The 22,159-nt window shown below is 65.5% G+C and carries 25 protein-coding genes; 18 read left to right on the forward strand and 7 right to left on the reverse strand.

Going from position 1 to position 22,159, the window contains the following annotated elements:
• Positions 1–126 precede the first annotated feature (126 nt).
• A complete protein-coding gene (gene rpsF, locus QMG80_RS06480; protein WP_085772075.1) occupies positions 127–579 on the forward strand; it encodes a 30S ribosomal protein S6 in 453 nt (150 codons plus the stop codon).
• Positions 579–821, forward strand: coding sequence for a 30S ribosomal protein S18 (gene rpsR / locus QMG80_RS06485; RefSeq protein ID WP_085772076.1), 243 nt, complete (start codon positions 579–581; stop codon positions 819–821). The genes rpsF and rpsR overlap by 1 nt, the downstream gene beginning before the upstream one ends.
• An 84-nt stretch (positions 822–905) precedes the next feature.
• On the opposite strand, the gene QMG80_RS06490 is transcribed toward rpsR, so the two are convergent.
• The 3 genes from QMG80_RS06490 to QMG80_RS06500 all read right to left on the reverse strand — a co-directional run bounded on the left by QMG80_RS06490 (position 906) and on the right by QMG80_RS06500 (position 2,505).
• Complete coding sequence (locus QMG80_RS06490) at positions 906–1,376, reverse strand: HNH endonuclease family protein (protein WP_158658763.1); 471 nt, start codon at positions 1,374–1,376, stop codon at positions 906–908.
• A gap of 172 nt (positions 1,377–1,548) precedes the next feature.
• The gene (locus QMG80_RS06495) at positions 1,549–1,788 is read right to left on the reverse strand and encodes an HP1242/YdcH family protein (protein WP_085772078.1); all 240 of its coding nucleotides are present in this window, start codon (positions 1,786–1,788) and stop codon (positions 1,549–1,551) included.
• Positions 1,789–1,932: 144 nt separating this feature from the next.
• Positions 1,933–2,505, reverse strand: coding sequence for a TetR/AcrR family transcriptional regulator (locus tag QMG80_RS06500; RefSeq protein ID WP_245299915.1), 573 nt, complete (start codon positions 2,503–2,505; stop codon positions 1,933–1,935).
• A gap of 130 nt (positions 2,506–2,635) precedes the next feature.
• Here QMG80_RS06500 and QMG80_RS06505 point away from each other — a divergent pair, with 130 nt between their 5' ends.
• Complete coding sequence (locus tag QMG80_RS06505; RefSeq protein ID WP_085772080.1) at positions 2,636–3,508, forward strand: aldo/keto reductase family oxidoreductase; 873 nt, start codon at positions 2,636–2,638, stop codon at positions 3,506–3,508.
• On the opposite strand, the gene QMG80_RS06510 is transcribed toward QMG80_RS06505, so the two are convergent.
• Positions 3,495–4,343 carry a universal stress protein gene (locus QMG80_RS06510; RefSeq protein WP_158658764.1) on the reverse strand — a complete coding sequence of 283 codons (849 nt, stop codon included), beginning with the start codon at positions 4,341–4,343 and terminating at the stop codon, positions 3,495–3,497. The two genes, QMG80_RS06505 and QMG80_RS06510, sit on opposite strands and share 14 nt — an antisense overlap.
• Positions 4,344–4,575: 232 nt before the next feature.
• Between QMG80_RS06510 and atpD the strand changes: the two genes are divergently transcribed.
• The 11 genes from atpD (at position 4,576) to QMG80_RS06565 (ending at position 13,536) form a co-directional block, all read left to right on the forward strand.
• Positions 4,576–6,018, forward strand: coding sequence for a F0F1 ATP synthase subunit beta (gene atpD / locus QMG80_RS06515; RefSeq protein WP_085773718.1), 1,443 nt, complete (start codon positions 4,576–4,578; stop codon positions 6,016–6,018).
• Positions 6,015–6,539, forward strand: coding sequence for a F0F1 ATP synthase subunit epsilon (locus QMG80_RS06520; protein ID WP_085772082.1), 525 nt, complete (start codon positions 6,015–6,017; stop codon positions 6,537–6,539). Before atpD ends, QMG80_RS06520 begins: the two co-directional genes overlap by 4 nt.
• A gap of 317 nt (positions 6,540–6,856) precedes the next feature.
• A complete protein-coding gene (locus tag QMG80_RS06525) occupies positions 6,857–7,675 on the forward strand; it encodes a hypothetical protein (RefSeq protein WP_085772084.1) in 819 nt (272 codons plus the stop codon).
• Between the two features lie 37 nt (positions 7,676–7,712).
• The gene (locus QMG80_RS06530; RefSeq protein ID WP_245299916.1) at positions 7,713–8,030 is read left to right on the forward strand and encodes an AtpZ/AtpI family protein; all 318 of its coding nucleotides are present in this window, start codon (positions 7,713–7,715) and stop codon (positions 8,028–8,030) included.
• Positions 8,027–8,308 (forward strand): N-ATPase subunit AtpR, encoded by a 282-nt coding sequence (locus tag QMG80_RS06535; protein WP_245299917.1) that lies wholly within the window; start codon positions 8,027–8,029, stop codon positions 8,306–8,308. The genes QMG80_RS06530 and QMG80_RS06535 overlap by 4 nt, the downstream gene beginning before the upstream one ends.
• Complete coding sequence (locus QMG80_RS06540; RefSeq protein ID WP_085772086.1) at positions 8,305–8,970, forward strand: F0F1 ATP synthase subunit A; 666 nt, start codon at positions 8,305–8,307, stop codon at positions 8,968–8,970. The genes QMG80_RS06535 and QMG80_RS06540 overlap by 4 nt, the downstream gene beginning before the upstream one ends.
• Before the next feature lie 59 nt (positions 8,971–9,029).
• Entirely contained in the window at positions 9,030–9,275 is a 246-nt protein-coding gene (locus tag QMG80_RS06545) for a F0F1 ATP synthase subunit C (protein WP_085772087.1), read from the forward strand.
• 12 nt (positions 9,276–9,287) lie between these two features.
• Positions 9,288–10,028 (forward strand): F0F1 ATP synthase subunit delta, encoded by a 741-nt coding sequence (locus tag QMG80_RS06550; RefSeq protein ID WP_085772088.1) that lies wholly within the window; start codon positions 9,288–9,290, stop codon positions 10,026–10,028.
• The gene (locus tag QMG80_RS06555) at positions 10,021–11,550 is read left to right on the forward strand and encodes a F0F1 ATP synthase subunit alpha (protein WP_085772089.1); all 1,530 of its coding nucleotides are present in this window, start codon (positions 10,021–10,023) and stop codon (positions 11,548–11,550) included. Before QMG80_RS06550 ends, QMG80_RS06555 begins: the two co-directional genes overlap by 8 nt.
• Positions 11,547–12,407 (forward strand): F0F1 ATP synthase subunit gamma, encoded by an 861-nt coding sequence (locus QMG80_RS06560; protein ID WP_085772090.1) that lies wholly within the window; start codon positions 11,547–11,549, stop codon positions 12,405–12,407. The genes QMG80_RS06555 and QMG80_RS06560 overlap by 4 nt, the downstream gene beginning before the upstream one ends.
• Positions 12,408–12,459: 52 nt before the next feature.
• Positions 12,460–13,536, forward strand: coding sequence for an alpha/beta fold hydrolase (locus QMG80_RS06565; protein WP_085772091.1), 1,077 nt, complete (start codon positions 12,460–12,462; stop codon positions 13,534–13,536).
• Positions 13,537–13,568: 32 nt separating this feature from the next.
• Here the strand turns inward: QMG80_RS06565 and QMG80_RS06570 are convergent, their stop codons facing one another.
• Complete coding sequence (locus tag QMG80_RS06570; RefSeq protein ID WP_085772092.1) at positions 13,569–14,099, reverse strand: SRPBCC family protein; 531 nt, start codon at positions 14,097–14,099, stop codon at positions 13,569–13,571.
• Positions 14,100–14,314: 215 nt separating this feature from the next.
• Between QMG80_RS06570 and QMG80_RS06575 the strand changes: the two genes are divergently transcribed.
• The 3 genes from QMG80_RS06575 to dapA all read left to right on the forward strand — a co-directional run bounded on the left by QMG80_RS06575 (position 14,315) and on the right by dapA (position 17,281).
• Positions 14,315–15,910 (forward strand): RecQ family ATP-dependent DNA helicase, encoded by a 1,596-nt coding sequence (locus tag QMG80_RS06575; protein WP_085772093.1) that lies wholly within the window; start codon positions 14,315–14,317, stop codon positions 15,908–15,910.
• Positions 15,911–16,072: 162 nt separating this feature from the next.
• Positions 16,073–16,300, forward strand: a complete 228-nt coding sequence (locus QMG80_RS06580; RefSeq protein ID WP_085772094.1) for a hypothetical protein — start codon at positions 16,073–16,075, stop codon at positions 16,298–16,300.
• Positions 16,301–16,303: 3 nt separating this feature from the next.
• The gene (gene dapA, locus QMG80_RS06585; protein WP_085772095.1) at positions 16,304–17,281 is read left to right on the forward strand and encodes a 4-hydroxy-tetrahydrodipicolinate synthase; all 978 of its coding nucleotides are present in this window, start codon (positions 16,304–16,306) and stop codon (positions 17,279–17,281) included.
• Positions 17,282–17,299: 18 nt separating this feature from the next.
• Here the strand turns inward: dapA and uvrC are convergent, their stop codons facing one another.
• Both uvrC and QMG80_RS06595 read right to left on the reverse strand, forming a co-directional pair.
• The gene (gene uvrC, locus QMG80_RS06590) at positions 17,300–19,270 is read right to left on the reverse strand and encodes an excinuclease ABC subunit UvrC (RefSeq protein ID WP_085772096.1); all 1,971 of its coding nucleotides are present in this window, start codon (positions 19,268–19,270) and stop codon (positions 17,300–17,302) included.
• A 192-nt stretch (positions 19,271–19,462) separates the two neighbouring features.
• Complete coding sequence (locus QMG80_RS06595; protein ID WP_085772097.1) at positions 19,463–20,725, reverse strand: FAD-dependent monooxygenase; 1,263 nt, start codon at positions 20,723–20,725, stop codon at positions 19,463–19,465.
• A gap of 121 nt (positions 20,726–20,846) precedes the next feature.
• Between QMG80_RS06595 and QMG80_RS06600 the strand changes: the two genes are divergently transcribed.
• On the forward strand, positions 20,847–21,827 hold the full coding sequence (locus tag QMG80_RS06600) for a quinone oxidoreductase family protein (RefSeq protein ID WP_085772098.1): 981 nt from the start codon (positions 20,847–20,849) through the stop codon (positions 21,825–21,827).
• Positions 21,828–22,159 lie beyond the last annotated feature (332 nt).

The following is a 22,159-nucleotide window of genomic DNA, read 5'->3' on the forward strand; positions in this document are numbered from 1 at the left end:
TGAAGGGCTTAGGCCCGCCTTCCCGTGTTCCCGCCTTCGACACTTCCCGATCCGAGCCTTTCCATCCGAGGGCTCGAAGGGCTTTGCGCCGGGGCGCGACCGAAAACCAAGGAAAGGCAAGCCAAAATGCCGCTCTACGAGCACATTTACCTTGCCCGTCAAGACGTCTCCGCGCAGCAGGTGGAGACCCTGACCGGGCAGTTCAAGAATACGATCGCGTCGCTTGGCGGAACGGTCAAGAAAGTCGAATATTGGGGCGTCAAATCCCTGGCCTATCGGATCAAGAAGAACCGTAAGGCGCATTTCACGCTGCTCAACATCGACGCGCCGCCGGCGGCGATCGCCGAGATGGAGCGCCAGGAAAGCCTCAACGAGGACGTTCTGCGCACGCTCACCGTCCGCGTGGAAGAGCTGGAGGAAGGCCCTTCGGCGCAGCTCCGCAAGCGCGACGATGACGGCGAACGCGGCGAGAGAGGCGAACGCGGCGATCGCCGCGGCCCGCGCGGCGACCGTGGCGACCGGCCGGAGCGCCGCCCACGCCGTGAGGACGCTCCGCGCAAGGAAGAGGAGACGATCTGATGTCCGCCCCCGCAGCCCCGCGCCGCCCTTTCTTCCGTCGCCGCAAGTCCTGTCCTTTCTCCGGCCCGAACGCGCCGAAGATCGACTACAAGGACACGCGCCTGCTCTCGCGCTACATCTCCGAGCGCGGCAAAATCGTGCCGTCACGCATCACCGCGGTTTCGGCCAAGAAGCAGCGCGAGCTCGCGAGAGCGATCAAGCTCGCGCGCACGCTCGGCCTGCTGCCCTACGTCATTCGTTAGAAACCGACGTCTTTCGCCATCCTCAAAAGGCCGCGCGTCAGCGCGGCCTTTTACTTTGAGCGCCTCTTCTGCCTCCGCACAGTCTCACTCGTTCCGCGCTCTCCAGATTTGCGGCGAGGCGAGCTTTGATTTGCACGCCCTTCCCGCCGCCCGCCAGTCCTTCCAGATGCGACGACGCGCCTCGTTCAGCGACATGCGGCCGGCGCAAACGGCATGCGCAAGGCAGACCTCGACGCCGTCTTTCCTGTCGGCCTCGGACCAGGGTTGAAGCCGAAGATTGCGTACATCGTCGGGAGCGCCGCCGAGCGCGAGCGGGATGATGTGATCGAGCTCGAAGCGGCTCTTGTCCGCTTCCGTCAGTCCACGCTCCCGAAGCTTCGTGAGCTTGATCGCGTTCGAGACCTGAAACGGCGGTCGAACCGTCTTCGTCCAGCCGCGCACGCAAATCGTCTCGTCGATGTTCTCCTGCGTCACGGCGGGATTGAGCGGCAGGGTCGCCGCCTGCGCGCTTGAGGTCAAAACCAAGAGCGCGGTAATCGGAAGCATCGATTTCAAAGAGCCAGTCTCTCCTGTCCGAGAAGCCTTGCGAGTCGGTGGTCTTCCTGGCGAAAACGCGGCGCAATTCCTTGTCGCTCGAACGTTCCGTTCGAACGGGAAGCACGCCAGATCAAATTGCCGGAGCAGGTTTCGATCGCATGAATCTTTCAACTTCTCGTAAAAATGCGCGCTACGCCGTCTCAAGGAGCTGGACGATCTCGTCCTTGAGCGAGAGGCGCTGCTTCTTCAAGCCTTCCAAGGTCTCGTCGGCGACCGGCTCGACGTCGGCCTCCATGCGGTGAATGGCGCGGTTGAGCTCGTGATACTGTTCCGCAAGGCGAGCGAAATGCGCATTCTCGCTCTTGAGACGGCGGATCGTCTCGCTCTTCTCCGGAAATTCTTCGTGAAGCTCGTGCGCCACATGGCTCATGCCGTAACCCTCTTTTGATTTTGGTCCGTCGACTCAGGATGGCTTGCCGGGCTACTCCGCAGAGCTCCCGCTACGAGCGTCTTTGCCCAGTTTGGCGCCTCTGGCAAGGCCCGGCCCAAACCGCGTCGGGCTCTTGATTTGCTTTCAAGACGCTTCCGCATGCGCTTGGAAATAGGCCGTCACGAGCAGGACGAGCTCCCTCTCCAAGCGCCGCCTGAATTGCGCTGGCGCGCCTTCCTTGAGCACGCCCTGCACCGGCCCGACCAGGGCGCCGAGCGCGATCGTGGCGATCGTGACTGGGTCGTCGAGACGGGCGTCCGACACGCTTTCCAGCATGGCCGCGACGGCCGCCACGATGCGCTTGCGCATGCGAGCGACCAGGACTGCGCCGCCCCGTTCTTCCGCCACGGCGTAAAGCGCCTTCGCCTCCTCGGGAGCGCGCAGCTTCGCAGCCAGAAAAGCAACCACAAAGGCGGACGCCGCTTCGGATAATCGTCTGCCGCGATGTTCGAGGCAGGCGCGCTCCACGGCGGCGGCGACGCCTTCGAGGTGCTTTTCGAGGACAGCGGCGAGCAGCGCGTCGCGATTCGGATAATATTGATAAAGGCTGCCGACCGACGCGCCCGCGCGCTCGGCGATGCGAGTTGTCGTGCAGCGGCTCAGTCCCTCCCGAACCAAAACCTGAATGGTCGCGGCGTGCAGGGTGTCGACAGTCACCGCGGAGCGGGCCTGAACCGGGCTTTTTCTGGGCTTTAGGCTTGTTGCGATGGCGCGCATGGAATGCGAATTCGGAAAGTGAAGGATTCCTCATATATTCGAGAGGGCGATTTGAAACAAGGATCCACGCATGACGACCACATTCCCCTTCGGCGGCAGCGCCGTGAAACGGCTCGGCTATGGCGCGATGCAGCTCGCGGGACCGGGCGTCTTTGGTCCGCCGAGGGATCACGCCGCCGCGCTGGCCGTGCTGCGCGAAGCGGTGGACGCCGGGGTGAACCATATCGACACCAGCGACTTCTATGGGCCGCATGTCACCAATCGGCTGATCCGCGAGGCGCTGCATCCCTATCCAGACGACCTCGTCATCGCCACCAAGGTCGGCGCGCGGCGCGGCGCAGACGGCTCCTGGCGGCCAGCCTTCTCGCGCGAAGACCTCGCGCAGGCCGTGCAAGACAATTTGCGCAATCTGGGTCTGGATGCGCTCGACGTGGTCAATCTGCGCGTCATGTTCAGCATTCACGGGCCGGCGGAAGGTTCGATAGAAGCGCCGCTCACCGCGCTCGCAGAGCTTCAGCGGCAAGGCCTGATACGCCACATCGGCCTCAGCAATGTCACGCGCGCTCAGATCGTGGAGGGACGCAACATTTGCGAGATCGTGTGCGTGCAGAACCACTTCAATCTCGCGCATCGGACGGACGACGCGCTCATCGACGAGCTCGCGGGCAACGGTGTCGCCTATGTGCCCTTCTTTCCGCTCGGCGGGTTTACGCCGCTGCAATCCTCGACTCTATCCGATGTCGCGCGGAGTCTCGACGCCACGCCCATGCAGGTCGCTCTTGCCTGGCTGCTTCGTCGCGCGCCCAATATCCTGCTTATCCCCGGCACGGCGTCGGTCACGCATCTGCGCGAGAATCTCCTCGCAACCGAGCTCGATCTGCCGGGCGAGGCGATTATTTTGCTCAACGGCGTGGCGGCAAGCGCGCCGCTCAATGCGCCATGAAGATCGGCAGCTTGCTCTCGGCCAGCATGCGCTGCGTGGTTCCGCCGAAGATCAGCTCGCGCAGCCGCCAATGGCCATAGGCGCCCATGACCAGGAAGTCGGCGCGGCTTTCGGCCGCCCGATCAAGTAGCGCAATCGCCTCGTCCTTCGCCGACGGAATTTCGCACAAGACGGCCGCGACGCCGTGCCGCTCGAGATGTCGGAGAATCTCGGCGCCATTGGGGTCCCCGGGGGATTGACCGTCGTCTTGAACGCAAACGACCTCGACCTTTTCGGCGCGCTCCAGCAAGGGAAGCGATTCGGCCAGGGCCTTGGTCGCGGGCGCGCCCCCGTCCCAGCAGACCATGGCCTTCGTGAGCTTCGCGGGTCCCAAAAAACCTCGCGGTAGAACAATGACCGGCCGGGCCGAGCCGAAAAGCGCGCCGGTCACGATGTCCTGGGCGTAATCCGGACCGAGCGGACTCGGCTGCGGGATGATCGACAGATCGAAGCCGCGAGCGAGCCGCCCGCAGTCCTCACCGATGGTTTGCGGAAAGGACTCGATCATCCTGTGCTCCGCCGAAACCCCGGCGGGCAAGGATTTGGAGAGCTGCGCGAAAGCTTCGCGCGCGATCTTGCGGTACTCCTCGGCAAATTTGACGACGCTTTCCACGTCGCCAAATTCGAGACCGCCCGCAAAGCTCGCGGGCGTCGCGAGCTGCGGCGGATATTGGATCACGAGGCTTGCGACGGTCAGATGCGCGCCATGGGCTTGCGCGAGCGAAAGAGCGAACTCGCTCCCCGGGAACTCCGGCCCTTCCGGCTCGAGATGAAAGAGAAGATCCTTGATCGCCACTTCTTTTCTCCTTCTCTTGAGACGCGAGCGGCGCCGAACGGCGGGCGCGCGAGCGTAGAGCGCGCTGAAAAAAAGTGAAAGCGGGTTTTTCAAGGAAAGCACGCCCAATTTTTTAGAATCAGGCGTGCCCCTCCAAGGGAGAGCGCGCGCGTTTGGCGATTTGCCGATTTCCACTTTTTCGCAGCGCGCTTTAGGATTGCTCCTGGGCTCGCTTGGCAAGTTTGGCGGAAGCATGCCGGAAGATACGCAGACCCTGATCGATGGAGGCCCTCCCGTCGACGCAAGCGCGGCGGGAAGCGTGAGCGCCGTCCGCGGGGCGGTCCTTGACGTGCGTTTCGCCGAAGGGCGCCTGCCGGCGATCGAGGAGGCGTTGATCGTCGACAAAGGCGCCGGCGAGCAGATCTACGCCGAGGTTCAGGCGCATCTCGACCGCAACACGATCCGCGCCCTCGCGCTGCAATCCACGGTCGGACTTTCCCGCGGGCGCCCTGTCCGCGCGGCGGGCGGTCCCATTGAAATTTCCGTGGGCGACGCCACGCTCGGGCGCGTGATCGACGTCGTCGGCCAAGTCGGCGACAATGGACCGCCCTTGCCCGAGGATTCGCCCAGACGCGCGATCCACCGCACGCCTCCGCCTCTCGCGCAGCGACCGCGCGACGCCGGCATTTTTCAGACGGGGATAAAGATCGTCGATCTGCTCACGCCGATCGCCCAGGGCGGCAAGGCGGCGATGTTCGGCGGCGCGGGCGTCGGCAAGACCGTGCTCGTCATGGAGCTGATCCACGCGATGGTCTCGGCCTATCAGGGCGTCTCGGTCTTCGCCGGGATCGGCGAGCGCTCGCGCGAGGGCCACGAGATGCTGGTCGACATGCGCCAATCCGGCGTGCTCGACCGCACCGTGCTCGTCTATGGCCAGATGAACGAGCCGCCGGGGGCCCGCTGGCGCGTGCCGCTCACCGCGCTGACGATCGCCGAATATTTCCGCGACGAGAAGCGGCGCAATGTCCTGCTGCTCATGGACAACGTCTTTCGCTTCGTGCAGGCGGGCGCCGAGGTCTCCGGGCTCCTGGGCCGCTTGCCGTCGCGCGTCGGTTATCAGCCGACGCTCGCCAGCGAGGTGGCGGCGCTGCATGAACGCATCGCTTCGGTAGGCGGCGTCGCGGTGACGGCGATCGAAGCCGTCTATGTGCCCGCCGACGACTTTACCGATCCGGCCGTCACGACGATTGCCTCGCATGTCGACAGCATGGTCGTGCTGTCGCGGCAGATGGCCGCGGAAGGCATGTATCCGGCGATCGACCCGATCGCCTCTTCCTCGGTGCTGCTCGATCCGCTGGTCGTGGGCGAAGAGCACGCGCGCGTCGCCACCGAGGTACGCCGTGTCATCGAGCGCTACCGGGAATTGCAGGACGTCATCGCGCTGCTCGGCGTCGAGGAGCTCGGGGCCGAGGACCGCAAATTGGTCGATCGCGCGCGGCGTTTGCAGCGCTTCCTCACGCAGCCCTTCGCCGTCACCGAGGCCTTCACCGGAACGCCGGGCCGCTCCGTCCCGCTCGCCGACACGCTGGAGGGCTGCCGCGCGATTCTCTCGGGCGCTTGCGACCACTGGCGCGAAAGCTCGTTCTACATGGTGGGCTCGCTCGACGACGTGAGGCGCAAGGAAGAGGCGGCATGACGGAGAAGGTTGTGCGCCGCGAGCCTGGAGGCTCGCGATCTGGGGCGCGGGTGGACGGCGAGCCTAGCGGTCCGCCTTCCCTGCGGCTGACGATCACGACGCCCAACGTCCTGCTCGTCGACGCGGAGGGCGTCCAGTCGGTCCGCGCCGAGGACGAGTCGGGCGGCTTCGGGATTCTGCCCGGTCACGCGGAATTCCTGACGGTGCTGCCGGCCTCCGTCGTGCGCTGGCGGACAGCGGCGGGGCTCGAGGCCTATTGCGCGCTGCGCGGCGGCGTGTTGACCGCGAGTCGCGGCGAGCGCGTGTCGATCGCCTGCCGGCAAGGCGTGCTGGGCCAGGATCTGCAAAAGCTCGAAGCCGACGCGCGGCGCGCCCGCGCCGAAAGATTGGACGCCGCAGCGCGCGCAAAGGTCGAGCAGACGCGCCTACACGCCCGCACGGTTCGCCAGCTGATCCGCTATCTGCATCCCTCTGGGGCGGCCCCCGAGGCGGTGTTGTTCAGCGAGGAGGAGGGGGCGTGAGAGGCCGCCGCCCTCTTTTCCTGGCGCCATTTCTTATGCCGCCCTTTTTGAAAGTGCTAGGGTGCAATGAGAGTTGGCCATGACAGACGAGCGCAGCCTCGAAGAATTGAAAGATCTCGGTTCCGGGCGACCCGCGCCGGGGGGCATTGTGCGCCTTTATCGCGAAGCTTTCGCCAGATACGGAACACGCGCGCTTTGGAACTGGCGGCAGCTAGAGCAGCCGACCATCACACAGGCTTTGACGATAGCCGACTCCTTGCGACTAGAGGGCGATCGGCAAGCGCGCGCTTTGGCCTTTCAAATTGAAGAGGCCTGCCGTGCCGCTGTCTAAACTACAAAGCGAAATTCTTTGCCTGCTGGCGGCGCATCGAAATCCCGAAAGCTATGTCGCCGGTTCTCTGCCGCTAAATCGCAGTGGACCACGCTTTTCCGGCGATATCGACATCTTCCACTCCCGCGAGGAGGCCGCGGCCGCAGCGGCGCTTTCAGACGCTGCGGTGTTGACCCAGGCGGGCTTCACGGTTGAGTGGCTTCGGCAAGAGCCTGGCCTTTATGGGGCGGAGGCGCGGCGTGGCGGCGAGAGCATGAAGCTCGAATGGCTGCGCGACAGCGACTTTCGGTTTTTTCCGCTCCAGAGAGATGAGTTATTTGGCTACGCGTTGCACATCATCGACATCGCCACCAACAAGGCCATGGCGGCCGCCGGTCGGCGCGCGCCGCGCGACGTGCTCGATCTCCTGCAGATTCATGAGCATCACTTGCCCCTGGGCGCGGTCATCTGGGCCGCCGTCGAGAAAGCGCCCGGGTTCACGCCTGAAGGGCTTATCAACGAAATTCGCCGCAACGCCCGCTATCGAGCCGACGAATACGCCGCGCTCGATACGGTCGAGCCCATTGACGCGAGCCTTGTCGCACAACGACTGCGAGCCGCGCTTGATGACGCCGACACGTTTGTGCGTGCGATGCCCCCCGGCAAGGAGGGACTGCTGTTCTTGCGAGGCGGGCAACCTGTGCAACCCGACCCAGCGAATCTTGGCGCTTACGTGGAACATGGCGGCCAGCTGAGGGGTCATTGGCCATCCTCGTCCGAACTTGGTCACGCCATGATGGAGCGCTATGGCAAGTCGGCGCCGTGATTTGCGTCAGCGACCTTGCGGCTTGTCGGAGCGGTTCGTGTCCCATGATAATGACGAAGGCGTCATGACTGAGCGCGAAGCAGAAAAGGCGCATGACCCCGTCGCCGACGCCTCGCGTGTCGCCGCCGAGCGCGACGCCATGCGGCGCAGGGACGCCGAGCCTTCGCTCGGGCGCCGGCTGGGCCAAATCGGCGTGCTGGGCTGGGCGATCGTGCTGCCGGCGCTGGCCTGCCTCTTTCTCGGACGCTGGCTCGACAGGACCTATGCATCGGGCGTCTTCTTCTCCGCCCCTCTCGTCATGATCGGCGCCGGCGTCGGCTTCTGGCTCGCCTGGAAATGGATGACGCGCCAGTGATCGCCGCGTTTCCCTCGCTCGCGCTGCAAATCGCGCTCGGCGCCACCGCAGGCGCGGCGGCGGGATTCGCTTACTTCACGGCCTTGCGCTGGAATGTCGATCTTTTCGAGCGCGGCGCGACGCCCAAGGCGCTTCTTCTGCTCGTCGCGCGCTTTGGGCTGCTGGCTGCGCTCTTCGTCGCGCTCGCGAAGCTCGGCGCGGCCCCGCTGCTCTCCGCCGCTCTCGGTCTGCTTGCGGCGCGGCGCATCACCTTGCGTCGCTTCGGGGGGCTCGAATGAAAGCCTCCCCGCTCGCGCTGGAGCCCGGCTTTCAGCTCGGCCCGATCCCGATCAGCAAGCCCGTGATCGTCACCTGGTGCCTGATGGCGGCGCTCGTTCTCATCAGCGCGCTGCTGACCCGGCGCTTGTCGCTCTCTCCGCGTACTGGGCAATCGGCGTTGGAGCTCTTCGTCGAGGCGCTCGACGAGCAGATCAAGGACACATTGCGCGCCGACCCCGCGCCCTATCGCGCGCTCATCGGCACGATCTTCATTTTCGTGCTTCTCGCCAACTGGTCCTCGCTCATTCCTGGCGTCGAGCCGCCGACGGCGCGGCTGGAGACGGATACGGCGCTGGCGGTCATCGTCTTTTTCGCGACGATCTATCACGGGCTGCGCACGCGTGGGGTTCTCGGCTATCTGAAAACCTTCGCCGAGCCGAGCGTCATCATGATCCCGCTCAATCTCGTCGAGCAGCTCACGCGCAGCTTCTCGCTCATCGTGCGCCTGTTCGGCAATATCATGAGCGGCGTGTTCGTCGTCGGGATCGTCCTGTCCGTCGCGGGCCTGCTCGCGCCGATACCGCTCATGGCGCTCGATTTGCTCACCGGCGCGGTGCAAGCCTATATCTTCGCGACGCTCGCGACGGTGTTCATCGGCTCGGCGGTCGACGGGCATGACTGAGAACGCGCTTTACAGCGAATTCCGCAAAGTTTGGGAAACGCGATAGGAAAGGCCCGGAGATGTACGACATTCAAAGCCTCAGCGTCATCTGCGCCGCCATCGCCGTTTCTTTCGGCGCGCTCGGCCCCGCGCTCGCAGAGGGCAAGGCCGTCGCCGCGGCCATGGACGCGATTGCGCGTCAGCCCGAGGCCGCCGGCGTCCTCTCGCGCACGCTCTTCGTGGGACTCGCGATGATCGAGACGATGGCGATCTACTGTCTCGTCATCGCGCTGCTGCTGCTCTTCGCCAATCCTTACGCGAAGTAAGGCGCGCCACGCATGCAGATCGACTGGTGGACGCTCGGGCTGCAAACGGTCAACGCGCTCGTCCTCATCTGGCTGCTCTCGCGTTTTCTGTTTCGCCCGATCGCCGCGATTCTCGCCGAACGCCGGGCGGCGGCGGCGCATCTCCTGGAAGAGGCCGCCGCCAAAGAGGCTGCGGCCCGCGCGCTCGAGGAAAAGGCGCAGGCGGCGCTCGACGCGATCGCGTCCGACCGGGCGGCCTCCGTCCGCGCGGCGACGCTCGAGGCTGAGGAGGCCCGCCGCGTCCTGCTTGAGGCCGCCCGCGCGGAGGCGGAGCGAACTCGCGCCGGCGCGCAGGCGGAGATCGAGCGCGACAGGAAGTCGGAAGAGCGGGCGGAAGCCTCACGCGCGAACCAGCTTGCCCTCGACATTGCCCGCCGCCTGCTCGAGCGATTGCCGCCCTCCTCGCAGGTCACGGGCTTCGTCGACGGCCTGGTCAAGGGCGTCGGCGCCCTCTCCGCAGAGGCGCGTGGGGAGTTTTCTCGGCGCGCCGACGCGGTGCTGAGAGCCCCGCGCGCGCTGACCGCCGAGGAGGAGGCGCTATGCCGCGGCGCGCTGACGAAGGCTTTCGGGGAGCCGGTGCGCTTCGCCACGCGCGCCGACCCTTCGCTCCTCGCCGGCCTCGAGCTGGAAAATGAGCACACGAGCATCCGTAACAGCCTGCGCGCGGATCTAGAGCGCATCTCGGCCGAGCTTCTGAAGGCGCAGGATGGGTAACGAGGCCCCTGGCGTTGCGCCCGATTGGCTCGCGCGAGGGCGCGAGGCCTTGGCCAAAGCCGAGCTCGGCCCAAGGGTCGAGACCGTGGGGCGCGTCGAGAGCTTCGCCGACGGCGTCGCCTTCGTCTCCGGCCTGCCGCAGGTGGAACTGAACGAGCTGCTTCGCTTCGAGAATGGCGAGCTCGGATTTGCTCTCGCGCTCGAAGCGGATCGCATTGGCGTCATCTTGCTCGACGCCAGCCGCGTCATCGAGGCGGGCGGGCGCGTGCTCGGCACGGGCGAAGTCGCCCGCGCGCCGGTCGGACCGGGTCTTTTGGGGCGCATCGTCGATCCGCTCGGTCGTCCGCTGGACGGCGGCGATGCGATCGTCGCGGAGGCCTTCCATCCCATCGAGCGCGCCGCGCCCACCATTATCTCGCGCGACCGCGTGAGCGAGCCGGTCGCGACGGGCCTTTTGGTCGTGGACTCGATGTTTGCCCTCGGACGCGGCCAGCGCGAGCTCATCATCGGCGATCGCGCCACCGGCAAGACCTCGATGGCGATCGACGTCATCATCAATCAGCGGCATTCGGATATTTTCTGCGTCTATGTCGCGGTCGGACAGCGCGCGACGGCGATTGAGCGCGCTATCGAGGCCGTGCGCGCCAATGGCGCCTTCGAGCGCACGATCTTCGTCGTCGCCTCGGCGGCCGCATCTCCCGGCCTGCAATGGATTGCGCCCTTCGCCGGCTTCACCATGGCCGAGTATTTCCGCGACCGGGGCCAGGACGCGCTCGTCGTGATCGACGATCTGAGCAAGCACGCCGCGACGCACCGCGAGCTCGCGCTTCTCACCCATGAACCGCCGGGGCGCGAAGCCTATCCCGGCGACATTTTCTATCTGCATGCGCGCCTCTTGGAGCGCGCCGCCAAGCTCGCCCGAGAATTCGGCGGCGGTTCGCTGACCGCGCTGCCGATCGCCGAAACCGACGCCGGCAATCTCTCCGCCTATATCCCCACAAATCTGATCTCAATCACCGACGGGCAAATCGTCCTCGACCAACGCCTGTTCGCCGCCAACCGGCGCCCGGCCGTGGATGTGGGTCTCTCGGTGAGCCGCGTCGGCGGAAAGGCGCAGCCCGGATCGCTACGGCGAGTCTCGGGAAAGCTGCGCCTCCAATATACCCAGTTCCTCGAGCTCGAGATGTTCACGCGCTTTGGCGGCATGTCGGGCGCCCGCATCAAAAATGAGCTCGTCCGCGGCGAACGCATCCGCGCTCTTTTGACTCAGCCGCGCTATGCGCCGCTGCGGCTTGCGGACCAGCTGGCGCTGCTAACAGCGCTCGAAGCCGGCGTGATCGACGAAGCGCCCCTCGAGGCCGTGGCGGAGATCCGCGCCAGGCTTCCCGCGCATCTGGATGCGACGGCGCCGCAATGCGTGGCCGCGCTGATGGGTGGGGCGCCGCTTGACGAGTCTCTGCGCGGCACTCTCGTGGCCAAGGTCACGGAGCTCGTCAGAGAGCTCCGTGCGCCCCGCACATGAGCGAGCGCCTCAGCGACATCCGCGCCCATATCGTCGCGACTCGCCAGTTGGAGACGGTGATCACCGCGATGCGCGGCGTCGCGGCCGCGCGCGCGAGAGAGGCGCAAGCTCGACTTGAAGGCGTGCGCGCCTACGCCGGCGCCTTGGGCGAGGCGATCGGCGCGGCGCTGTCGCTGGAGCTTGGCGAGCGCGAGGAGTCGATCGCCTCGCCTGGGAAGCCTAGCGCCGGCCATATTCTGCTCGCCTTCTGCTCTGCGCAGGGCTTCGTCGGCGCCTTCAACGAACGCATTCTCGCGGCGGTCAGAAAGAGTCTCGCCGCTTCGCAAAACGAGCGCATGGCGCTCTATATTGTCGGCGAACGCGGCGCAGCTCTTGCGGAAGAGCAAGGATTAGGCTTGGCGTGGACGACGGCGATGGCGGCGCATGTCGATGAAGCCCCCGCGCTCGCCGACCGCGTCGCGGGCGCCCTTTATGACCGCATCAGCGCGAACCAGGCAGGGCGAGTGACGCTCATTCACGGCGCGCCCGACGGCGGTGCGGGCCTGACCATCGTCGAACGGCAGTTGATTCCCTTCGAGCTTTCTCGCTTTCCGCCGTCCCGCCGCTCGCCGCCGCTCGTCAATTTGCCGAAACCGGCGCTGGTCGAAAGCCTTGCGCAGGAATATGTCTTTGCCGAGCTCTGCGCGGCGGCGACCTTGTCCTTCGCCGCGGAAAACGAGGCGCGGATGCAGGCGATGATCGCGGCGCGCAGCAATGTGCAGAAATCTTTGCAAGAGCTGGAAGCCCGGCATCGCCGCCAGCGGCAGGCGGAGATCACGGAAGAGATTATAGAGCTCGTGCGCAGCGCGCCGCGCTGACAGAGCGAACTTCATGAAAGCCGGCTAAGTCGCGCGAGCGAGGCGTCGCCCCATGAGTCCTTATGATCTTTGGACATGGCCCTGGACGAGCACGATCGAGTTCTACCAACGTCTGCTTGATTTGGGCGAGACGACCGCAACGACTGACGCCGCGCAGACCGAGGCTGCGCTCGAAAGCGAAGCCGAATGGCTCACCCCGAACAACGTGACGCTCGACCTGGACGCCCTGCGGCTGCGCGAATTCTCGAACGCCAAGGCGGCGCAAGCCCCGCTTCTGATCGTCGCGCCGCGTTCGCTTCACGACGCCGGATTCCTCGATCTGGCGCCGGGTCACAGCCTCGTCCAAACCCTGTCGTCGAATGGTTGCGAGCGCATCTTTCTCGTCGAGTGGAAGTGCGCGACGCCGGCGATGAGAGACGAGGGGGTCGATGCTCAGCTCGCCCTTCTCAACATCGCCGTCGACGAAATCGGTCCGCCGGCGGATCTCGTCGGCGTCTGCCAGGGCGGTTGGCTTTCTCTGGTCTATGCCACGCGTTTTCCGGGCAAGATACGCAAGCTCGTACTCGCTGGCTCGCCGATCGACACAAAGGCGGCGCCTTCCGCTCTCTGCGCGTCGGGCGCGCCGCTGAGCGAAGCGCTCCTCGAGCAATTGCTCAAGCTTGGCGAAGGGCTCGTGCTCGGCCGGCATTTGTCGAGGCTCTGGCCGAGTGAAGCCAAGTCGCGGCGTCTCATTGACTTTCTGCAGCTTTCCGCAAGTCCGATGACGCCTGACGAGTGGGAGCTTGCCGAGAAATTCGAGCGTTGGGATCATCGCCTGCTCGATCTTCCCGGCGCCTACTACAGAGAGGTCGCCCTCTGGCTCTATCGAGAGAATCGCCTCATCGCCGGCACCTTCCCGGCGCTGGGACGCGCAGTCGATCTCGGCGCGCTTTCCTGCCCTCTTTTCTTGCTGGCCGGCGCGGAGGACGCGATCGTCCCGCCGGCACAGGTCTTTGCCGCCGCATCCCGAGTCCCCGCGGATTTGGCGGTCGAGACGGCCATCGCTCCCTGCTGCCATCTGGCGCTCTTCATGGGGCGGCGCACCTTGACCGAGCAATGGCCGGGCATAGCAAAGTGGCTGTCGAAGTAGCGTCGCGGAATCAAATGGTCGACGACTCTTAACTAGCGAACGCCCCTCGTTGCCGCCTCCTCGAGTCGGGCGAGGCCCTTCTCGAATTGCGAGGCGATCTTGTCGTCGTGCCGGAGGAGAAGATTCATCGCCTTGGCGACGAGTCCGCGCCGTCCGACCATCGTCCAATCCACCTTGGAGCCCTGGCCATCCGGGGTGATGAGGAAGCGCACGTCGTTTTGCGCGACGATGGGCTTTTGCATGTCGAGCCGCATTTCGACGCTCTCGTTGGGCCTGCTCGAGACGATGGTTACTTTTCCGACTCTTTTGTCGCCCGACCAGGCCAAGCTCGCGCCTTCGCCGGCTGCCGGCCCCTCAAAGGCTTTGTTGGCGGCGGGCTCGAAATCCGCCCAGGGCGACCAGGACTCGAAACGATGCAGATCGTTGACGAGACCGAACAGCGTGTGGGGCGAAGCGGGGATCGTCCGGCTGCGCGCCACGACGAAACGGTCAGGCTGAAGAATGACGAAAGCCGCGAGCGCGGCGAGGCCGAAATAGAGAAGAACGAGCAAAACGCCAGTCATGGGCAAGCCTCCCTTAAGGGCGCCGCGCGAAAGCAGCTAAGGCGGAGAACGGCGCGGTCAAGCGGGGTCGGTCGTCCGCTTTGGGGCTCAAGCGGAGGAGGCGCTTTCCCCGAGGCCGCGCCTGGTGTTTTCTACAGCGCTTCGAGGAAAGACCGGTTCGGCGGCGCGAAGGCGCCAAAGTCTGAGCGGGTTTCTGGGCGCGCGGGGAATCGCTCATGGTTAAGGTTTCGCCTCGCCTCGCTGCGCCGAGCGTCGATGACGCCCGTCGCGCGCTGCGCGAGACTTTCGGCTACGAGCATTTTCTCCCGGGGCAGGCGGAGATCGTCGAGGCGGTTCTCGCCGGACGCGACGTGCTGGCCGTCATGCCGACGGGCTCGGGAAAATCGCTTCTCTATCAGCTTCCGGCGGCGATGCGGATTGGCCTCGTCGTCGTCGTCTCGCCGCTCATCTCTTTGATGCACGACCAACTGCGCGCGCTCGCGGCCGCGAAGCTTCCCGCCGCGGCCTTGCATTCCGCCGAGGATGACGCCGATTATCTGCGAGCTTGCGAGGGCGTGGCGTCGGGCCGCGTCAAGCTGCTCTACGCCGCGCCCGAACGGCTTGCGCAGGAAGGCGCGCTCGCCCTGCTCTCAAGACGGCGCGTGGCGCTGCTCGCCGTCGACGAAGCCCATTGCGTCTCGGCCTGGGGCCATGATTTTCGTCCCGAATACGGTCGGCTGCGCGAGATTGCGGACCGGCTCGGCGCTCCGCCGATCCTTGCGGTTACGGCGAGCGCCGGACCGCGCACGCGCGAGGACATTGCGCAAAAGCTTTTCCAGCGCGAGCCGCAAGTCTTCGTCCGCTCCTTCGCGCGCGCCAATCTCGCCCTCGCCTTCGCCGAGCGGCATGACGAGTTCCGACAGCTTACGCGCTTCATCGCTGCGCAGCGCGGCGGGAGCGGCGTCGTCTATTGCGGCTCGCGCGCCAAGGTCGACCGCTTGGCGCAGGAGCTGCGGCGCTTCGGCCTCGATGCGCTCCCCTATCATGCCGGGCTCGATGGCGAGCGGCGCGCGCGGCATCAGGATGCGTTCTTCGCAAGGGCGGGCGTCGTCATGGTCGCGACGATCGCCTTCGGCATGGGCGTCGATAAAAGGGACCTGCGCTTCGTCGCGCATGTCGATCTGCCCGATTCGATAGAGGGCTATTACCAAGAGATCGGCCGCGCCGGCCGCGACGGCGCAAAGGCGCGCACGCTCCTGCTCTTCGAGCGGCGCGAGCTGGCGGACCGGCTGGCGCCAGAGGGCAGGAACGACGATGCGTCGGTCGAGGCGGAGCGCGGGCGCCGCGAAGCCATGGCGCGGCTCTGCGTCACGCCCGGCTGCCGCATGCAGGCGATGCTCGCGGAATTCGGCGAAGCGAGCGCAGCTTGCGGAAATTGCGATCACTGTCGCGGACTGCTTGCTCCCGTGCGGCGTCTCCACGCCACTGCGCTGAGCCTGCGCTTGCGCGCGAATGGGCGCGCCCGCGCCTTGTTCGAGCGCGGCGAGACAGAGGCGCCAGAGCACGAGCCGGAGCTTGGAACGTCATGGCCGCCGCCCGCAACCAGGGACCTCGCCCCCCTCACTGTCGAAGAGGAGCGTCTGCTCGGTCTGCTCACCGCCGAACGCAAACGCCTCGCGCGCGCGCGCCGACTTCCGCCCCGCAAGATCGCGAGCGACGAAGCGCTGCGCGCGTTGGCGCGCGGCCCATCTGACACAGGAATCGAGGGCGTCGACGACGTCGACGCAACGACTTTCACGCGCATCATCGAAACGGCGCGCCAGCGCAAGTGATGAGCGTTGCTTTGAGCTTCGTTTCGCGCGCGTCGCTGCGCGACTGAGCTTTACGTGTTCCTTATCCCAATCGGCTTCTTACGAATAGCTTCCTTATTCCAGAGCGACATAACATCGCCTTTGCAGTCCACATCCCGGATTGCGGTCACCCCAGGCTCCACAATGAGCATTCACCTTAGCGCAGCGATTGAAAGTTCGCATCATGGCGTCGCAGCCCAATTCGTTATCGGACAAGATCCCAAGGGCCATTGGATTGTCGCCGAATCCCGCAAGCGGTTCGGCGGAATGTTCGCGACGCGTGAGGCCGCGCTGAAATACGCGGCCGTCGAATGGGGACTCGATCCTCAAAGGGTTCGATGGTCGAACGAGCCGCTCGGACTGTGGACCTGACGCATGCTCGCCTCCCTATTTAAACGGCGTCAGCACCCTTCGCTTTTTGGTTTGCCGGGCGCCGATGAAGAAGCCGAGCCGCAGCCCCCAACGCGGCTTGCGCGCATCGTGGCGCGCGATCGCATCTGGCTGACCGCGGCGCCAACGCCCTTCGCGGAGGACGACATCGCCGAAGACGCGTTCGCGCGATACGTCGCCTGGCAGATCGACGAGGGTTGCGGCGGCCTCGTCGTCGGCGGCGCGATGGGCGAGGGCGCGACGCTCTCGCGGCGCGAGCGTCTCCGTCTGATCGAGATCGCAGCCGAGACCGCATCGCGCCGCGCCGTCGTCATCGTAGCCACGGGGACCAATTGCACGCGCGAAAGCATCGAGCGGACTGAAGCGGCGCAGATGGCCGGCGCCTCCGCCGCTCTGTTGGCCACGCCCTATTACAACAAGCCCGGTCAGCGCGGCCTGTTATCCCATTTTCAGGAAATCGCGCGCGCGGTCGATCTTCCGCTCATCATCGAGATCGATCCGGCGAGAACAGCGGTCGACATTGGACCCGAGACGCTTACGCAGCTCGCCGAGATTCCAAACATCGTCGCCATCGCTCACGCCGACGGAGGACTGGCCTCTCTAAGAAAGCGAGGGCCCTCGGCTCAGCCGAACTCTGCGCATCTTTGCGGAAGCGACGACGCCTGCGCGCAATTTTGCCTGGCCGGGGGCTCGGGCTGGATTTCGAGCACGGCCAATATCGTTCCCGCATTGTGGTCCGCGCTCCAGCGGGCCGTTGACGCGAAGCAATGGGACCGCGCCATGCTGATCGAAATGGCTTTGCAGCCGCTGACCTTCGCGCTGCAAAGGGAATCGGGCGCTGCTCCGCTAAAATACGCCTTGTCCTTGCTGCATCCGTGGTTCAGCCCGCAAGTGCGCTTGCCGCTCACCCCCGTCGCAGCCGAGACGGCCCGCGAGATCAGAGCCTGCTTCGCCCGGTTTTGACGCCGTCGGGGAAGGCGCTCATTCCCCGCGTTGAAAATGCTCATACACGAGCCGCGCTGTCGTCTTATTGACGCCGGGCGTCTTCTCCAAATCGGAGAGCGCCGCCCCCGCAATGGCCTTGGCGGAGCCGAAAGCCAGAAGCAGCGCGCGCTTTCGCGCGGGGCCAACGCCCGCGATCTCGTCGAGCGGATTGGCCGTAAAGGCCTTTTTGCGGCGGGCGCGATGCGTTCCGATCGCAAAGCGATGCGCCTCGTCGCGCAGGCGTTGCACGAAGTAGAGCGCCGGATCGTGCGGCGGCAGGCGGAAGGGTTCGCGCCCCTCGACGAAGAAGGTCTCGCGACCGGCGTTGCGGTCGGCGCCCTTGGCGATCGACGCGATCGCGACGCCGGTCACCCCCGACTGCGCAAGCGCTTCTCGCGCCGCGTCGAATTGCCCCCGCCCGCCGTCGATGAGAACGAGATCGGGCTTGGCCGGAAACGCCTCCGGATCGCTCGCCGAGTCGGTCTCCTTGGAGAGGCGCGCGAAACGCCGCGTCAGCACTTGCCGCATCATCGCGTAATCGTCGCCGGGCGCGATCTCGCCCGGAGCGATATTGTATGTGCGATAATGCGCCTTCATGAATCCGGCGGGTCCCGCGACGATCATTGCGCCGATCGCCTGGCTCCCGCCCGTATGGGAGTTGTCATAGACCTCGACGCGCCGCGCCGGGGCCGCAAGGCCGAAGACCTCGCCGAGCGCCGCGAGCAATTTCTCCTGGCTCGAGTCCTCGGCGAGCTTTCTCGAGAGAGTCTGGCGCGCGTTGTTCAGGGCGTGCTCCACGAGCTCGCGCTTCTCGCCGCGCTGCGGCGTCGCGACCTCCACCCGCTTTTTCATGCGCACATAGAGCGCATCCTCGAGGACCTCGCGGTCCTCGATCTTGTGAGAGAGCAGAACGAGCGGCGCCGAAGGATGCTCGCCGTAGAACTGCGCAAGAAAGGACGACAGCACTTCCTCTTCGGAGAGCGTCTTGTCGGCGCGCGGAAAATAGGCGCGATTGCCCCAGTTCTGATAGGCGCGGAAGAAGAAGGCCTCGATGCAGAAACGCCCGGCGTCCTTGGCGATCGCGAAGACGTCCGCCTCCTCGACGCTGCGCGGATTGATCCCCTGGGCTCCCTGGATCGCCGAGAGCGCCGAGATGCGGTCTCTGAGCCGCGCGGCGCGCTCGAACTCCAAGGCTTCAGCCGCCTCCGTCATTTCCTGCGCGAGCTGCTCGCGCACGGCGCGGCTCTTGCCGGTCAGGAAGTCTTTGGCTTCCTCAACCAGCATGTCATAGTCCTCGAGCGAGATTTCGCCGGTGCAGGGGCCCGAGCAGCGCTTGATCTGATAGAGCAGGCAAGGGCGCGTGCGGTTCTCGTAGAAAGAGTCCGCGCAGGAACGCAAGAGAAAGGCGCGCTGCAATGCGTTCAGCGCGCGATTGACCGCCCAGACGCTGGCGAAAGGGCCGAAATAATCCCCCTTGCGCGAGCGCGCGCCGCGATGCTTGCCGATCTGCGCGGCCGCGTGGTCGCGCGCGATCAGAATATAGGGGAACGACTTGTCGTCGCGCATCAGCACGTTGAAGCGCGGCTTCAACTGCTTGATCAGATTGGCTTCGAGCAGCAGCGCGTCGGTCTCGGTTTCGACCGAGATGAACACCATCGACGCCGTTGCGGCGATCATGCGCGCAATGCGGTTCACATGGCCGGCGAGGCGCGTGTAGCTCGCGACGCGCTTCCTGACGTTCTTCGCCTTGCCGACGTAAAGCACCTCGCCGTTCTCGGCGATCATGCGATAGACGCCCGGGCCGTTCGGCGCATTTTTCCACTGCGCCCTGATGACCTCGACGCCGCGTTTCAGGCTCTCGGGCGCATCGGGAAGATCGGCGGCGCTCTCCTCGTCGGGAAGCTCGGGCTCCTCTTCGACAAGGTCTTCCTCGGGCGGCGCGTCGACGGGGCGTTTTGAGGGGATCATGGGCTAAGATGTAGCGAGAGGCGGCCCCGGCAAAAAGGGCGCCCCCGCGCTCGGAGCGAATCTAGAGCATGTCACGGAAAAGTGCGAAGCGGTTTTCCGGTCATGACATGCTCTAACTTTCTGATTTGGTGCGATTCCTAATCGCTCGAACGATTCCGTTCGAGCGGGAAACGCGCTAAGGAGCTGTTCGCGCTAGCCGGCCCGCCGCGCGCGGGGACGCGACGTCTTCTCCTGCATGAGGCGTGGCAGGAGGAGGTGCGGCGCGACGCCCTCGCGGATCAGCGCACGGCGCAAAGGCGCGAAGGCGCTCACGGCGACGAATCCCGCGCCGCGCAGGAGATCGACGGGCAAATAGGGGATAATCAGCGAGCGGTTGAGAAGATCCACGCCGAGCGTGCGGAAGCCGATGTCGGCGCGCCGGTGCCGGTCGTAGCGCGCCAGCGCATGGCCGAGCTCGCGCCGGTTGGCGAAATCGACGCTCGCCAGGCATTCCTCGAGATCGGCGACGTCGCGCAAGCTCAAGTTCAGCCCCTGCGCGCCGATCGGCGGAAACACGTGGCAGGTTTCGCCAACGAGCGCCACGCGGTCCTTGGCGTAGGCGGAAACACGCATGCCGCCCATTCTGAACTGCCCGATTCCGCCTTCGATGGCCATCGCGCCGTAACGCCCATGCGAGCGGTCCTCGAGCTCGAACTGCAGCTCCTTGCCGGGCTTCGCCAGCCTTCGGCTCGCATCGGCGACGCTCATGAGCCAAACGAGGCTCGAGCGGTTCGGCGCGCCTTCGCGGCCCTGCAGCGGCACGAGCGTGAAGGGTCCGGAGCGCGTGTGAAATTCAACCGAGACCCCGTCATGAGGCCGCTCATGCGTTAGCAGCGCCGTCAGCGCGACCTGCGGATAGGTCCATTCCTGCGTGTCGATTCCGGCGACGGCGCGGGCGCGGCTCGCGCGTCCGTCCGCGGCGACGACGAAGTCGGCCTCCACCCGCCGCCCGTCCGCGAGCAAGGCGACGGCGCTGTCGCCGTCGAAGGCGAAGTTGGCGATGTCGGCTTCGATGATTTCGAAGTCGGCGCGTTCGCGCGCGGCGGCGATCAGAATCTCGACGAGCTCGTCATTCGAAATATTGACGCCCAGCGCCGGAAGGCCGATCTCGCGCGCCTGGAGCACCAGATCGGGCGTCGGCAGCAATTGGGTCGTGTCGTCGACCATGCGGATCGCCGCGATCGGCGCGGCTTTCTCCTTGACGCGCTGCAGCACGCCCAGCGCGTCGAGAAAGCGCGTCGAGGCTTCGAACAGCGCCACGGTGCGTCCCGGCAGGGAGGGCGGAAAGCGCCCAACCAGCGCCACCTTGTGTCCAGCGCGCGCAAAGGCCATTGCCGCCGCGATGCCGGTGGACCCGGCGCCTGCGACTAGGATTTGGGTCTTGACAATCTTGGCCTCGGAGGCGGGCTCGGTCATGGTTTCAATCTCCCTGGTCGCGTATATAGCGCTTGTGCGCGATGGGAGCGAGGCCGGGTCTTCCCCGGGCGGGAACTATCGAGCGCTTATCCTAATCATTATCATTCGACGAGGATCCGGGATGACGACCGTCAAGGCCATTCGCGTGCACGCCCCCGGGGCGCCGGACGCGCTACGCTATGAGGATGTCGAGCTGCCGCCGCCCGGGCCGGGCGAGGCGCAGATCCGCCATCACGCGATCGGCGTCAATTACATCGACGTCTATCGGCGTTCCGGGCTCTATCCCGCGCCGTCGCCTTTCATCCCGGGCCATGAGGGCGCCGGCGAGGTGATCGCCGTCGGCGAGGGCGTCGAGCATGTCAAGACGGGCGACCGCGTCGCCTATGTCGACGGGGCGCTCGGCGGTTATGCCGAGGCGCGCAACATCGCCGCCGCCGCGCTCGTCCGCTTGCCGAAATTCCTGTCCTATGAGCAGGGCGCGGCGATGATGCTGAAGGGACTGACCGCGGAATATCTTCTGCGCCGCACTTTTAAGATCAAGAAGGGCCATCGCGTTCTCGTTCAAGCGGGGGCAGGGGGCGTCGGGCAATTGCTTTGCCAATGGGCTTCCGCGCTGGGCGCGAAAGTCATCGCCACCGTCGGCAGCGCCGAGAAGGCCGCGATCGCTCGAAGGGCCGGCGCCGATCACACGATCCTCTACCGCGACGAGGATTTCGTCGCGAAAACACGCGAATTCACCAAGGGGAAGCTTTGCGACGTCGTTTATGACGGCGTCGGGCGGGCGACCTTTCCCGCTTCGCTCGACTGTCTGAAGCCCTTCGGCATGTTCGTCAGCTATGGCTCGGCCTCGGGTCCGATCGCCGCTTTCGACATCGGGCTCCTCTCGCAGAAGGGCTCGCTCTACGCGACGCGGCCTTCGCTTTTCAGCCATATCGCGGATGTCGAGACCTACCGCGACATGACCGGGGAGGTGGTCGACGCGCTCAAGCGCGGCGACATCTCGCTCGACGCGATCAGCGCGCGCCCCTTGGCGGATGCCGCAAAGGTCCATTGCGACCTCGAAGCGCGAAAAACGACCGGATCGATCGTGCTCACGCCCTGAGGCGCGGGCGCGAGACAAAGAATTTCGTGGATAGTGACAATTTTGCCACGTCTGGGGGAGCTCGCCACGCTGCGGCGCTAATATTTTGAAACACAAGAATTTTTTGGGGACGCCAGACGTTGGTCCTTCCGCTGGAAGGCTAAAAACGCGCGCATTTCGGCGAATTTAAGGACTTTCACGAAAATATAATGGAAGAAATTTCCTGCCGAATCGGTTAGTTTGTTTCTACGTTATGGCTGAATGGTTCCTCCCGCCTATCGATGGGCCATAGCTGACTGGACCCGGCTCGACGAGCGAGCCGGGCTCTTTTTTGGGGCGTCGCCCAAAGCCGT

Origin of the sequence: Methylocystis bryophila (genome assembly GCF_027925445.1) — a bacterium.
GTDB classification, from domain to species: domain Bacteria; phylum Pseudomonadota; class Alphaproteobacteria; order Rhizobiales; family Beijerinckiaceae; genus Methylocystis; species Methylocystis bryophila.